At 35.9% G+C, this 12074-nt stretch carries 17 protein-coding genes; 15 read left to right on the top strand and 2 right to left on the bottom strand.

What is annotated here, in order from left to right; genetic code table 11:
* Window positions 1–8: 8 nt before the first annotated feature.
* The 7 genes from QQS35_RS04370 (at window position 9) to QQS35_RS04340 (ending at window position 3889) form a co-directional block, all read left to right on the top strand.
* Window positions 9–371, top strand: coding sequence for a rhodanese-like domain-containing protein (locus QQS35_RS04370; protein ID WP_285930630.1), 363 nt, complete (start codon window positions 9–11; stop codon window positions 369–371).
* Window positions 372–453: 82 nt separating this feature from the next.
* Window positions 454–750: a rhodanese-like domain-containing protein gene (locus QQS35_RS04365; protein ID WP_285930628.1), complete on the top strand. Its 297-nt coding sequence runs from the start codon at window positions 454–456 to the stop codon at window positions 748–750.
* A gap of 46 nt (window positions 751–796) precedes the next feature.
* Window positions 797–1360 (top strand): sulfurtransferase TusA family protein, encoded by a 564-nt coding sequence (locus QQS35_RS04360; protein ID WP_285930627.1) that lies wholly within the window; start codon window positions 797–799, stop codon window positions 1358–1360.
* Window positions 1361–1378: 18 nt separating this feature from the next.
* A complete protein-coding gene (locus tag QQS35_RS04355) occupies window positions 1379–1612 on the top strand; it encodes a glutaredoxin family protein (RefSeq protein ID WP_285930626.1) in 234 nt (77 codons plus the stop codon).
* Between the two features lie 45 nt (window positions 1613–1657).
* Window positions 1658–2785 (top strand): MBL fold metallo-hydrolase, encoded by a 1128-nt coding sequence (locus QQS35_RS04350; protein ID WP_285930625.1) that lies wholly within the window; start codon window positions 1658–1660, stop codon window positions 2783–2785.
* A gap of 46 nt (window positions 2786–2831) precedes the next feature.
* Window positions 2832–3059: a sulfurtransferase TusA family protein gene (locus tag QQS35_RS04345; RefSeq protein WP_285930624.1), complete on the top strand. Its 228-nt coding sequence runs from the start codon at window positions 2832–2834 to the stop codon at window positions 3057–3059.
* 53 nt (window positions 3060–3112) lie between these two features.
* Entirely contained in the window at window positions 3113–3889 is a 777-nt protein-coding gene (locus tag QQS35_RS04340) for a sulfite exporter TauE/SafE family protein (RefSeq protein WP_285930623.1), read from the top strand.
* Between the two features lie 170 nt (window positions 3890–4059).
* On the opposite strand, the gene QQS35_RS04335 is transcribed toward QQS35_RS04340, so the two are convergent.
* Window positions 4060–4605, bottom strand: a complete 546-nt coding sequence (locus tag QQS35_RS04335; protein ID WP_285930622.1) for a class D sortase — start codon at window positions 4603–4605, stop codon at window positions 4060–4062.
* A gap of 243 nt (window positions 4606–4848) precedes the next feature.
* Here QQS35_RS04335 and QQS35_RS04330 point away from each other — a divergent pair, with 243 nt between their 5' ends.
* From QQS35_RS04330 to QQS35_RS04315, 4 genes are all read left to right on the top strand, one after another.
* Window positions 4849–5241 (top strand): YidH family protein, encoded by a 393-nt coding sequence (locus tag QQS35_RS04330; RefSeq protein ID WP_285930621.1) that lies wholly within the window; start codon window positions 4849–4851, stop codon window positions 5239–5241.
* 73 nt (window positions 5242–5314) lie between these two features.
* Window positions 5315–5704, top strand: a complete 390-nt coding sequence (locus QQS35_RS04325; RefSeq protein ID WP_285930620.1) for a rhodanese-like domain-containing protein — start codon at window positions 5315–5317, stop codon at window positions 5702–5704.
* Window positions 5676–5936 carry a metal-sensitive transcriptional regulator gene (locus tag QQS35_RS04320; protein WP_285930619.1) on the top strand — a complete coding sequence of 87 codons (261 nt, stop codon included), beginning with the start codon at window positions 5676–5678 and terminating at the stop codon, window positions 5934–5936. Before QQS35_RS04325 ends, QQS35_RS04320 begins: the two co-directional genes overlap by 29 nt.
* A 189-nt stretch (window positions 5937–6125) precedes the next feature.
* The gene (locus tag QQS35_RS04315) at window positions 6126–7427 is read left to right on the top strand and encodes an MFS transporter (RefSeq protein WP_285930618.1); all 1302 of its coding nucleotides are present in this window, start codon (window positions 6126–6128) and stop codon (window positions 7425–7427) included.
* Window positions 7428–7572: 145 nt separating this feature from the next.
* Here the strand turns inward: QQS35_RS04315 and QQS35_RS04310 are convergent, their stop codons facing one another.
* Window positions 7573–9291: an SLC13 family permease gene (locus QQS35_RS04310; protein ID WP_285930617.1), complete on the bottom strand. Its 1719-nt coding sequence runs from the start codon at window positions 9289–9291 to the stop codon at window positions 7573–7575.
* A 320-nt stretch (window positions 9292–9611) separates the two neighbouring features.
* On the opposite strand from QQS35_RS04310, the gene QQS35_RS04305 reads away from it, so the two are divergent.
* From QQS35_RS04305 to QQS35_RS04290, 4 genes are all read left to right on the top strand, one after another.
* Window positions 9612–9911, top strand: coding sequence for a rhodanese-like domain-containing protein (locus QQS35_RS04305; protein WP_285930615.1), 300 nt, complete (start codon window positions 9612–9614; stop codon window positions 9909–9911).
* A gap of 63 nt (window positions 9912–9974) precedes the next feature.
* The gene (locus QQS35_RS04300; RefSeq protein ID WP_407933942.1) at window positions 9975–10496 is read left to right on the top strand and encodes a sulfurtransferase TusA family protein; all 522 of its coding nucleotides are present in this window, start codon (window positions 9975–9977) and stop codon (window positions 10494–10496) included.
* A gap of 21 nt (window positions 10497–10517) precedes the next feature.
* Window positions 10518–10916 carry a DsrE/DsrF/DrsH-like family protein gene (locus tag QQS35_RS04295; RefSeq protein WP_285930613.1) on the top strand — a complete coding sequence of 133 codons (399 nt, stop codon included), beginning with the start codon at window positions 10518–10520 and terminating at the stop codon, window positions 10914–10916.
* Between the two features lie 18 nt (window positions 10917–10934).
* Entirely contained in the window at window positions 10935–12068 is a 1134-nt protein-coding gene (locus QQS35_RS04290; RefSeq protein ID WP_285930612.1) for an MBL fold metallo-hydrolase, read from the top strand.
* Window positions 12069–12074: the final 6 nt, after the last annotated feature.

Genomic DNA, 12074 nt, shown 5'->3' with positions numbered 1-12074 from the left:
ACGATAGAATGGAATATATAAATTATGTTGTTTATGCGTTAGTTTTGTTCTTTATTATTAAAAGATTTATTCCCGTTAAAGGGATTAAAAACATATCAACAACAGAACTCAAAACAGAAATAAAAGATAAAAGTAAGCAATTTGTTGATGTGCGAACACCGGCAGAATTTAAAGGGAATAATATTAAAGGTTTTAAAAATATTCCACTTCATACACTAGGTAAAAAAGCAATAAATGAACTTTCACTGGATAAAGAGGTAGTTGTAATTTGTCAAAGTGGGATGAGAAGTCAAAAAGCATCAAAGATGCTGAAGAAATTAGGTTTTACTAGTGTAACCAATGTAAAGGGTGGCATGAATGCCTGGAGATAAATTAACTGAATAGTTCAGTGTAAGGTTTACACTGATGCTATTCATTATCAAAAGTACTTTAATAAGAAAGGAGATAATAATGATGAAGGAAATTTCTACAAAAGAACTACAAAAATTATTAGATGAGAATAAAGATATAAATATGGTTGATGTTCGTGAAGTGGATGAAGTAGCAGAAGCAAAAATCCCGGATTCAGTGAATATTCCACTAGGTTTACTTGAATTCCGAATGCATGAATTAGATAAATCAAAGGAATATATTATGATTTGTCGTTCTGGCGGTAGAAGTGGTCGCGCCGCACAATATCTCGAAAGCAAAGGTTTCAACGTAATCAACATGGTTGGCGGAATGCTGGCTTGGGAAGGCGAAACAGAGTAATTTTTTTAAATAAAAATATACCCGTATGGGTAATGGAGGTTTTGAAATGGAATCACTTAATGCAAATTTTGTATTAGATGCTAAAGGGTTAGCATGCCCTATGCCAATTGTTAAAACGAAAAAGGCAATGAAGGACTTAGAAGCAGGGCAAGTGATTGAAGTGCAAGCAACGGATAAAGGATCAAAAGCTGATATGGAGGCTTGGGCTAACAGTTCTGGACACCAATATCTAGGCACACTTGAGGAAGGCGACACTCTAAAACACTATTTAAGAAAATCATCTGAAGAAGATACGGTTGAAAAGAAACATCCTTATATAGCTACAAATGAGGAACTAGAATCAAAGTTGACTAAAGATATTGTTGTTCTTGATGTAAGAGAGTCAGCAGAATATGCATTTAACCACATTCCGAGTGCGGTTTCAATCCCATTAGGAGAATTGGATGACCGTGTAAAAGAGTTAAACAAAGAAGATAAAATCTATGTCGTATGTAGAACTGGAAGTAGAAGTGATTTAGCCGCACAGAAATTGGCGCAAAATGGTTTTGAAAATGTTATTAATGTGATACCAGGTATGAGCCAATGGACTGGAGAGACAACAAAATTATAAAATTTAGGAGGTGAAATATTGAATCATATAACTGTTTATACCACAACAAAATGTCCGTATTGTGTGATGTTAAAAAATTTCTTAACTGATAAAAATATCGCTTTTCAAGAAGTTAATGTAGAAAATGATCCAATAGCGATGCAACGTGTTGTTCAAACAACCGGACAAATGGGTGTGCCTCAATCAGTAGTGAATGGTACATGGGTTTTAGGTTTTGATCCAAATAGTATTTTGGATGCTTTGAAGAAATAAGTATATTTTTTCACAACAAATAATACCATAGGGGGTAATTGAGAGATGACTGTAAATATGATGACAGCACATGAAGTGACACAAAAGGTTTTTAATAAAGAAGAGTTATTTATTTTAGATGTTCGTAATGAAGATGCGTTCGCAGATTGGAAGATTGAAGGAGATAACTTCGATTACTTGAACATTCCTTACTTTGATCTCCTAGATGGGGTCGAGGGAATTTTAGATAAAATACCTTCTAATAAAGAAATTCTAGTAGTATGTGCAAAAGAAGGTTCATCTGTCATGGTAGCGGAATTGCTATCGGAAGAAGGATTAACTGTGTCCTACCTGCAAGGTGGAATGAAAGCTTGGAGTGAACACTTAGAGCCTGTCAAAGTTGGGGATTTAAACGACGGTGGCGAAGTTTATCAGTTTGTTCGTATTGGTAAAGGTTGTCTTTCTTACATGGTAATTTCAAATGGAGAAGCTGCAATTATTGATGCAACACGTATGACAGATATTTTCACAGAATTTGCTGCAAGTAAAGATGCAAAGATCACAAACGTGTTTGATACACACTTACACGCTGACCACATCTCTGGAGGAAGAAAGATTGCTGAACAAACAGGTGCAACATACTGGTTACCTCCTAAAGATGCAGAAGATGTGACATTTGAATATGCAGCATTAGAAGGTGGGAATGTTGTAACAATTGGGAATACTGCAATTGATATTCATGCCCTATATTCACCAGGACACACCATTGGTTCCACATCATTTGTGGTAGATGAAAAATTCTTATTGTCAGGTGATATTTTATTCATCGATTCTATCGGAAGACCTGACTTAGCTGGGAAAGCTGAAGACTGGGTTGGTGACTTAAGGGAAAGTCTATATTCTCGTTACAGAGATTTATCAGAGGAACTAATCGTTTTACCAGCACACTTTATGATTATCGATGAGTTAAATGAGGATGGAAGTGTAGCTGAAAAACTAGGCACACTATTTGCAAAAAACCACGGATTAAACATTGAAGATGAATCCGAATTTAGAAGACTAGTGACGGAAAACTTACCGCCACAACCGAACGCATACCAGGAAATTCGTGAAACCAATATGGGTAAGGTTACACCAGAAGAAGAAAAACAAAGAGAAATGGAAATTGGACCAAACCGCTGTGCGGTACGTTAATAGTTAATTATAAAATATGAAATAAAAACATTTAGGAGGAATAGAAATGGACGTAACAAAAGTATTAGATGCAAAAGGGTTAGCATGCCCAATGCCAATCGTAAGAACAAAAAAGGCGATGAATGAATTAGAATCTGGTCAAATCTTGGAAGTACACGCAACAGATAAAGGTGCGAAAAGTGACTTAGCTGCATGGGCGAAATCTGGAGGCCATGAGCTATTACAAGATACAGAGGAAAATGATGTATTAAAGTTTTGGATTAAGAAAGGTTAAATAGGATAAGGGAACCATGTACATGGTTCCCTTTACTTTAGGGGGGATAATCAATGGACTTTGCTTTTATCATCACTATATTCTTAATTGGTTTTGCTGGGTCTTATATTTCAGGAATGCTAGGCATAGGCGGTTCCATTATTAAATATCCAATGCTTTTATACATTCCACCATTATTCGGTGTAGCAGCATTTACAGCGCATGAGGTATCAGGAATTAGTGCTGTCCAAGTACTGTTTGCAACGATTGGCGGTGTATGGGCGTACCGAAAAGGTGGCTATTTAAATAAAACCCTTATTGCTTATATGGGTGTTAGTATTCTTATAGGTAGTTTTATTGGTGGATACGGCTCAAAATTATTATCTGAAGGTGGAATAAATCTAACCTATGGAATATTAGCATTAATCGCTGCTGTGATGATGTTTGTTCCTAAAAAAGGTATTGATGATATTCCATTAGATCAAGTAAAGTTTAACAAGTGGCTCGCAGCTACTTTAGCTTTAATTGTTGGTGTTGGAGCTGGAATTGTAGGGGCAGCTGGTGCGTTTCTATTGGTTCCAATTATGCTTGTAGTTCTTAAGATTCCAACACGTATGACAATTGCTTCCTCATTAGCGATTACGTTTATTTCTTCCATCGGTGCAACAGTAGGGAAAGTGACGACAGGGCAAGTGGAATACTTCCCAGCAGCAATTATGATCATCGCTAGTTTAATAGCTTCGCCGTTAGGTGCAAATGCTGGTAAAAAAGTGAATACCAAACTTTTACAAGTTATCTTAGCAATATTAATTGCTGGTACAGCCATTAAAATTTGGTTGGATATTCTGTAATATAGTAATTTCATAAGGCAAGAAATTAATAAGGACTAAGAACATTTATGAAATAATTTAGTTAGTTGTTAATAAACAAGAATAGCTATCATACGGCATTTGAAGCATATGGTAGCTATTCTTATTTGGTAACTTATAACTACAATATAATGAGTTATAAAATGACTACCTTAATCTGTTTTTATTGGTTTAGCATAGAGAATATATCGATCGGGAGCATTGCCAACGTAAGAAAATGGATAACATGTGGTGATCACTAACTCCTCTTCGCCAGTTGGCTTTATAATGGAACGGTCATTTGCATCTACTATTTTAGAGTCAACCATTTCATATGTTTTTTTACCATAAGGTAGGTTTACTGTAATGGTATCTCCAACTTTAACATCACCTAAATTTCGAAATACAGTGTCTCTGTGCCCTGAAAGCACAATCTGTTCATCTTGCATAGGGAAAGCGGTACCGCGGTAATGTCCCACTCCTTTTTCTAATTCGTCAGGGTTTGTTCCTTCTATGATCGGTAACGTCCCTTGTATACTTGGGATTTCTAACAAGCCTATTGTCTCACCTATACTTGGTTTGAAATTTGTATTGATTTCTAGGTCTTGACCCATTTCTATATTTGATTGGGTATCAATACTTACTAATTCTTTAGCTTCTTCCAAACTATTTTTTTGTGCTAAAAATCCTTGGGAAAATTGAAACCCACCAAAAAACAATAAAATTGTACCGATTGTGATAAGAAATATAGCTATTTTTTTGATACGTGATCCCTCGCTCTCATAAGTGTTTGTTTTTATATAATTATCTAGTTATATATTCTAATTTAGTTATGTTAAAGAATGATGAAAATTTGTTATGACAAAAAACAAAACTATAATGTCTATTCAATAATTAGGTAATAATATGGGATATAAAAGAAATGTAATATAAAATAATTAATAAAGAAGTGTTAGACTATTATGGAAAAAGAAAAGAATCAAAAACAAGCAACGAAGGATTCTAAATATATTCAACAGCATATGGCGAATGAACGAACATTTTTAGCGTGGATTAGAACAGCAATCGCTATTATTGGAGTAGGATTTCTTGTTACCAATCTGCATTTTACAATGATGTCAAGCCTGAATAGCCTGGGTGATTTCTTAGCTAATACAATAGGTATGGCTTCTGTAATATTAGGAATAGCTACAATTTTCATAGCCATGGTTTCCTATATAAGAAAAATAGGTGCCATTAATAATCAATCCTATTATGCGCCGAAATTTACCATTATCTTACTTGGATTATTCGTCATAATTATTGCAGTGGTCTTTGGTATTTACTTTTCCATTCTATTATTACTTAAGATATAGTATATTTATTTATATTGAAAAAATACCTAGAGGGGTATAATATATAAATATCTTAAGAAACGGGGGAGGATCAATGGGTGTCTTAATAATAATTATTTTACTCAGTCTTCTGTTTCTCTACAAAAGATATATGCCTGTTTGGGGAATAAGTCTACTAAGAGAACTAAACAATGTCATGAATACTACAGAAGATGTAATTATTTTAGATACAAGAGACTATATTTCGTCTAGTAAAGATACGAAGGCAAGTGCTTATTGTATCCCACTTGCTTATTTGAATCGACATTACGTTGATTTACCATCAAATAAGAAAATTGTTGTGGTTGCCTCGGATTATATTGAAAGCAACCTAAGTATAAGATTTCTACGAAAAAAAGGCTTTCAGGTCTGTGGATATCACCTACCAAATAAATTAAGGAAAGAGGGCTACTACTATGGAGTACAGTGCTCAAATGAAAAATAGGATGAGAAGAATTGAAGGACAAGTTAGAGGTTTATTAAGAATGATGGAAGAAGAAAAAGATTGTCGTGAAGTAATAACACAAATGTCGGCTGCCAGAAGCGCTCTTGATCGTACAGCGGCTTTAATTGTCAGTACAAACCTTGAACAATGTATTCGTGATCAAAAGCAAGCTGGTGAAAGCTCAGAAGATTTAATTAAAGAAGCAGTAAATTTGCTTGTGAAAAGTAGATAATTTATATCGAGTATTTCTTAGTAATTTTCTTTATAAATAGTGGAATGAGTATCAGGTTAGGAGGCTGTAGAAATCTTATCTATGGCCTTTTTTAATGCCTCTAATTATACCCATGGGTGTATTTTGGGATTGAGGTTTGTTGGTTAAAGAAAGAATTGTAATAAATTTTTTAGATGTGGTGGGGTAATAATGTCTATGCATGTTAAAGCAGACAAGAACTGTACTGAATTGATAAATGCTTATATAAATAATCCAGAAAAACAGAGGAAATTATATAAACGTACCTTTATAATTATCATGATTGCTCAGATTCTTGGTGGTGCAGGTCTTGCGGCAGGAATCACTGTTGGTGCGTTACTTGCAGAAGATATGTTAGGTACTGATAGCTATGCGGGTGTTCCAGTCGCATTATTTACATTAGGATCAGCAGGTGCTTCCATGCTTGTTGGGAATCTATCACAACGATTTGGTCGGAGTATAGGACTAGCAACTGGTTTCATTACAGGTGGAATCGGTGCACTTGGTGTAGTCATATCAGCTATAATGGGCAACATTGTTCTTCTGTTTCTTTCTTTACTTGTTTATGGAGCTGGTACAGCAACAAACTTACAAGCTCGTTATGCAGGTACAGATTTAGCGAGTGTGAAGCAACGAGCAACTGCTGTAAGTGTTGCATTGGTGTCAACAACATTTGGTGCTGTTGCAGGACCTAACTTAGTTGACGTTATGGGACAATTTGCTAAGTTATTGGGTATTCCACCATTAGCAGGTCCATTTATCTTAGCTGCAACTGCCTTTATTTTAGCTGGGATAGTGGTATTTACCTTCCTTCACCCAGATCCTCTTAAAATAGCACAAGCACTTGCGTTAAATAATCAACAAGATGAAGAAGAGATTGTAGGGAAGGAAATCGAAATTGAAAGTACTAATATAAACCAACGAGGAATCATTGTTGGTGCTACCGTAATGGTTTTAACTCAATTAGTAATGGTTGCAGTGATGACGATGACTCCTGTTCATATGGGAGGTCATGGGCATGACTTAAGTAAAGTAGGATTAATTATTGGTATTCATATAGGAGCAATGTACCTTCCTTCACTTATTACTGGAATCCTGGTTGACAAAGTTGGTCGTCATTTAATGGTTGTTGTTTCAGGACTTACATTACTGTTAGCTGGTGTCTTAGCTGCTTATGGACCTACTGATTCTATATTCGTGCTCACTATTGCTTTAGCTTTACTAGGGCTAGGATGGAATTTTGGGTTAATCAGTGGAACTGCACTTATCGTTGATTCAACAATATTATCAAATCGTGCAAGGACACAAGGGACTGTGGATGTGTTAGTTGCATTAGCAGGAGCAACTGGTGGAGCCTTATCTGGCATTGTTATGGCAAGTTGGAGTTATACGGTCTTATCACTTGCAAGTGGTATTCTTTCATTGATTCTCGTTCCAGTAGTTTTGGTTTTCTTACGTAAGAATAATCAATAATGAGGTGGGTGGAGTGGTTGTTCCATCCCACCTTTTAAATAGAAAAATCTCTTTCTCACAGCCTTCCTTTTTGATTAAATGAAAAATAAATAGATCATTGTTACAGATACAACTAAAAAGATGAGACTCATTAAGCTCCCTGCTCTTAAATAATCAGCATTTCGATACCCACCAGGCTCATAATATAGGCATTGACCTGATTTGTTGGAAGGATAAATGAGTTTGATGCCGATATTCCTACTAATAGGGCAAGTCCTGTAGGATCAATATGGAATGTTTTTGCCATCATAATGGCGAGTGGTACTAATAGAACAGTTGCAGCTACATTAGACATAAATAAAGAAAACAGCATCGTAATAATCCCAATCACGAAAAGTATAGCTAATGTACCCCAGCTGCCGACCATGTTGATGATTGCTGTTGCGGTAAACTTAGCAGCACCACTATTTTCAAACGCTGTCCCTAATGGTATTAATCCAGCCAAAAGAAAGACAGTTTTCCAGTCGATTGCGGAATACATTTCTTCTTTTGGAATAACACCAAGGAGAATCATTAGTAAGGCACCTGAAAAAAAGCTAAGGGAAAGCTGGAATCCCAAAAAAACTAGACCAAGAGCTAAGATGATGCTAATCAGTGCATGTATCTTTTTATCTTCTTTTGGTTCAGGTTCTGGTGGGTTTAATTCAGTAAGAATGGCAAAATCTCTAGTAGATCTCATAGTAATAATATTTTCCCAACGACCGAACACAACCATCTGCATTCCTGACTCTAAAGGGATTTCTTTTAATTCTTGCTTTTCACCTTTACGCGTAATAAAAACAATTGGCTCAACGTTATATGTCTTTCTAAAAGCAATATCTTTAAGTGTTTTTCCAATTACCGATGAGTTCGGCGGAATTACAATTTCTGCAAAACCTGCACGGTCTTCATTATCTAAATTGGTGAATGTTTCTAAAGTATCCTTAATTTTCAACTGATAGTCACTTGCAAAAGAGTCAACATCTTCTCTCCGTCCTAAAATAGCGATGGTTTGATTGTTTTGTAGACGTGTTTTTCGCCAAGGACTATAGAGGTGATTTCCATTTTCACTTAAAGCTAATATATTTATAGAATATTTTGTCCAAATCTTAATGTCTTCAATCGATTCTCCACATAATTTACTATTTACAGTAATATCAAATTCATAAATGTCTTTAGGTAATTCATACGTTTTACGTATTGCCTCTGTTACACTTTGTTTATCTTTCCCTATTGCTTTAGGTAACACCCATTCACCTATTAAATAGAAGTAGAGAATGCCAGCAATTAACAAAGCTAATCCGATGGGTGTAACACTAAATAAATGTAAAGGTTTAATTCCAGATTCTATAAGAAGATCATTTAAAATGATTAATGGACCTGATCCGACCATTGTAATAGTTCCACCGAGAATCGCTGAAAAACCCATTGGCATAGCAATTCTAGAAAAAGGAATGTTAGCATTTTTACCGATTTTACGGAGAGCAGGAAGGAACAATGCTGTGGCACCGATATTTTGCATAAAAGCAGATATAACTCCAACAGCAGATGAAGTGCTGGCCGTTACATTTTTTTCCTTTTTTCCTACTCGTTTTGTAATAAATTCACCTACAGCTCCCATAATTCCTGAACGTTCCACACCGTAACCAATTAGCATGACACCGACGATAGAGATAACTGCATTAGAGGAAAAACCGGCGAATGCTTCGGTTACGGAAATAATACCAGTCCACGGAAGAATAATCATAATTAGAATGGCAACAAGGTCAGTACGTAATTTTTCTGTTATAAAAAGAATAACAGCTAATAATAGAACTCCAAATGTAACAAGTATCTCTATAGTCATTGTAGGTTCCCTTTCTACGTTGTATGAATTTTCGTCTCATTTAAATGTTTCAAGGATATTTTTTCTTAAGAACCACTGATTATTCTTATATCGTATGAATCAAATCTGGAATTAATTTTAGTTTTAAGTATTAAGTTTGAGGTATAAATGTACTTCAGGTTAATTTTTATTTACACCATAGTTAAATGAGTAATGCACATTATTTTACTATATACCCTATAGTGTATATAATGTTCATGTAATACCCTAGTAGGTATATTGAGTGAGTATATAAAATGCTTTTAGGTGAAAATTATATACGAATGGAGGGGGGGGATTATATGAAAGAAATTACAGCAAAAGAACTAGCTGAGAAAGTAAAAGCGGGAGAAAAATTGAGTATTATCGATGTTCGAGAAGATGAAGAAGTTGCACAAGGGAAAATTCCAGGTGCTAAGCATATACCATTAGGTGAAATTCCAGAGAGATTAGATAAGATTGATAAAAATGAACATCATTATTTGGTGTGTCGATCAGGTGGTAGAAGTGGTAAAGCATGTGGTTTTTTAGAAAATGAAGGGTTTGACGTGACGAATATGGAAGGCGGCATGTTGAGTTGGGAAGATGAAGTTGAGAAATAAGGAGGAGTACTGGTGAGCATTACAGCAAATGAAGTGTTAGATGCAAAAGGTTTAGCCTGTCCAATGCCTATTGTTAAAACAAAAAAAGCAATTACAAATTTAGATCCAGGTCAGGTTATTGAAGTGCAAGCAACAGATAAAGGATCAACTGCTGATATGAAAGCATGGGCAGAAAGTACAGGGCATCAATATCTGGGGACAGTAGAAGATGGCGATGTTTTGAAACACTATTTGAGAAAAGCAAGCGAAGAGGAAACAAAAGGTGAGACGAAACATGAGGACGTTCTCGATTTAGAGGAGCTTCGTAACAAAGTAGAAGGGGAAGAAGCTATTTCTATTCTTGATGTTCGTGAACCAGCTGAATATGCCTTTGGTCATATCCCTGGTGCTGTGAATATACCCCTGGATGAACTGGAAGAACGCTTTGAAGAGCTAAACAAAGATCAAGATATACACGTTATCTGTCGAACAGGAAATAGAAGTGATTTAGCTGCACAAAAGCTTACAGAAAAAGGTTTTGAGCGTGTGAAAAATGTAGTACCAGGCATGACAAATTGGGAAGGCCCAACGGAGGGCAATCAATAAATCTTAGGAGGAATTTTGAAAATGGCAAACACAAAGGTAGCAATCATAGCGTCTAATGGGTCTCTTTTTGACGCATATAAAGTATTTAATATCGCAAGTGCTGCAGCTGCATCAGACGCAGAGGTGGGAATTTTCTTTACGTTTGAAGGATTAAATTTAATTCATAAGGAAGGACACAAAAATTTACCACTTCCAGAAGGGAAAGAACATTTCCAAGAAGGATTTAAAAAAGCCAATGTACCATCTATTGAAGAATTAGTTGGTATTGCTCAAGAAATGGATGTTAAATTAATTGCTTGTCAAATGACAATGGATGTAATGAGTTTGGAAAAAGATGCATTCGTTGAAGGTATTGAAGTTGGTGGGGCTGCTTCATTTATTGAGTTTGCTAAAGATGCCAACATGTCACTAACATTTTAATCAAGGGAGGACTTGTAATTGCCAACCCCTATTACAACGAGTGAACTAGCAAAAAAAATTGTCAATCATGAAGAAACTTTGATTTTGGATGTACGAAACACGGATGAGTTTGATAACTGGAAAATTGAAGGTAGCAAAGTTGAAGTAATTAATGAACCTTACTTTAACTTGTTAGACGGAATTGAACCTGTAGCTGGGAAAGTAAACAAGGATAGTGAAGTTATAGTCGTATGTGCCAAAGGTGGCTCTTCCCAAATGGTTGCTGAACTGCTAGAGGAAGAAGGAGGCTTTACGAACACGTTCAACTTAGAAGGTGGGATGAAAGCCTGGAGTGAGCATCTTGAACCTGTGAAAATTGGCGACCTAACGGATGGTGGGAGTATTTATCAGTTTGTTCGGCTAGGTAAAGGTTGTCTATCTTATTTAATTGAATCAAACGGCGAAGCTGCCATTGTAGACACGAACCGTATGATTGATATCTATCAGGACTTTGCTAAGGATAAAGATATTAAAATAAAACACCTGATTGATACCCATTTACACGCAGACCACATTTCAGGCGGTCGCGATTTAGCGGAAAAAGTGGGTGGAACGTATTATTTACCGCCAAAAGATGCGAATGAGGTAACGTTTGATTATACACCAGTTGAAGATGGTAATGATATTGTTGTAGGTAACACAAAAGTTAAAGTTCACGCCATTTATTCACCCGGTCACACGATTGGAAGTACCTCATTCATTATAGATAATAAGTACTTGTTAACAGGAGATATCTTATTTGTAAAATCTATCGGTAGACCAGATCTTGCTGGAAAAGCGGAAGATTGGGTCGGTGATCTTCGGAGCACGCTCTATAGTCGTTATAAAGAATTATCGGATGACCTAATTGTTCTTCCTGCGCACTATTCCTTTGCCGAGGAACTTGGTAAAGGTGGAAGTGTGTCTGCTCGATTAGGAGATTTATACGAGCGGAATGAAGGATTACAAGTAGAAGATGAAGCCGTGTTTAGAAAAATGGTGACGGAAAATCTCCCACCACAACCAAATTTTTATCATGAAATTCGAGAAACAAATATGGGCAAAGTAACACCAGAAAATGAGAAACAAAGGGAAATGGAAACTGGACCAAATCGCTGTGCGGTTCACGGCTAAAAGGAG

Source organism: Aquibacillus rhizosphaerae, assembly GCF_030282825.1.
GTDB classification, from domain to species: domain Bacteria; phylum Bacillota; class Bacilli; order Bacillales; family Amphibacillaceae; genus Aquibacillus_C; species Aquibacillus_C rhizosphaerae.
Note: the sequence above shows the minus strand (reverse complement) of the source record. Positions and strands in the feature narration are given on the sequence as shown.